We start from the raw sequence: 1,346 nt of genomic DNA on the forward strand, positions 1-1,346 counted from the left end.
CACCAAGGAGCGAAGATGAGCCAGAAATCCGGAACATCCAAGGACGCGGCCGACAAGCTGGTCAAAGGGATCAAGCGCAAGACCCGGAAGCAGTACTCGGCCGAAGAGAAGATCAGGATCGTGTTGGCTGGCCTGCGCGGTGAGGAGAGCGTTGCCGCTCTCTGCCGCCGTGAAGGGATCAGCGAGAGCCTGTACTACACGTGGTCGAAGGAGTTCCTCGAGGCGGGCAAGCAGCGACTGGCCGGGGATGCGGCCCGTCAGGCGACCTCGCCAGAGGTCAAGGAACTACGTTCTGAGGCGGCGGCGTTGAAGGAGGTCGTGGCCGACCTGACCCTGGAAAACCGCCTGCTCAAAAAAAGCATGATCGGGGATGGGGAGTACGAGGCATGAGGTACTCCGCATCGGAAAAGCTGGAGATCATCCGCACCGTCGAAGCCTCGCATCTATCGGTTCGCCAGACGCTGGCCATGCTCGGCATCCCAAGTACGACCTATTATCGCTGGTATGACCGCTGGTCGGAAAGCGGGCTCGGTGGGCTGGAGGATGCAGCGCCGCACCCGGGCTCTGTCTGGAACCGCCTTCCGGACGAGACCCGGGCCGACATCATCGAGTTCGCCCTCGAGCACGAAGAGCTGACGCCCCGCGAACTGGCGGTGAAATATACCGATGAGAAGCAGTATTTTGTCTCTGAATCATCGGTTTACCGGATCCTGAAAGCCGAGGATTTGATCACGGCGCCAGCGCATATCGTGATCAAGGGCGAGACCTTGTCCGCCATGGGTTCGAGGACAATGGTCGAGCAATGAATTCAAAGATCAGACCACGCGGCCCAACGAGCTGTGGCAGACGGACTTCACCTATCTCAAGGTCTTGGGCTGGGGCTGGTTCTACCTGTCGACCATCCTCGACGATTACAGCCGCTACATCATCGCCTGGAAGCTCTGCACCACGATGAAAGCCGAGGATGTGACAGCGACGCTCGACCTGGCGCTGGAGGCCTCAGGCTGCGACAGTGCTACCGTTGTCGCCAAGCCAAGGCTGCTCAGCGACAATGGCTCGTCCTACATCGCCGGAGACTTGGCGGATTATCTCGAGGACAAGGGCATGGACCACGTCCGCGGGGCGCCATACCACCCGCAGACCCAAGGCAAAATCGAGCGCTGGCACCAGACCATGAAGAACCGCGTGCTACTCGAGCATTACTTCCTGCCGGGGGACCTCGAGCGCCAGATCGGCGCATTCGTGGAATACTACAACACCCACCGGTACCATGAGAGCCTCGGGAACCTGACGCCGGCCGACGTCTACTACGGCCGGGGTGACCAGATCCTGCAACAGCGAGAGGA

1 pseudogene is annotated in these 1,346 nt (G+C 60.5%); it reads left to right on the forward strand.

Going from position 1 to position 1,346, the window contains the following annotated elements:
- Nucleotides 1–15: 15 nt before the first annotated feature.
- Nucleotides 16–1,346 (forward strand): annotated as a pseudogene (locus AVJ23_RS21885) (IS3 family transposase); the annotation flags it as partial.

The organism is Pseudoponticoccus marisrubri, assembly GCF_001482405.1.
Taxonomy (GTDB): Bacteria; Pseudomonadota; Alphaproteobacteria; order Rhodobacterales; family Rhodobacteraceae; genus Pseudoponticoccus; species Pseudoponticoccus marisrubri.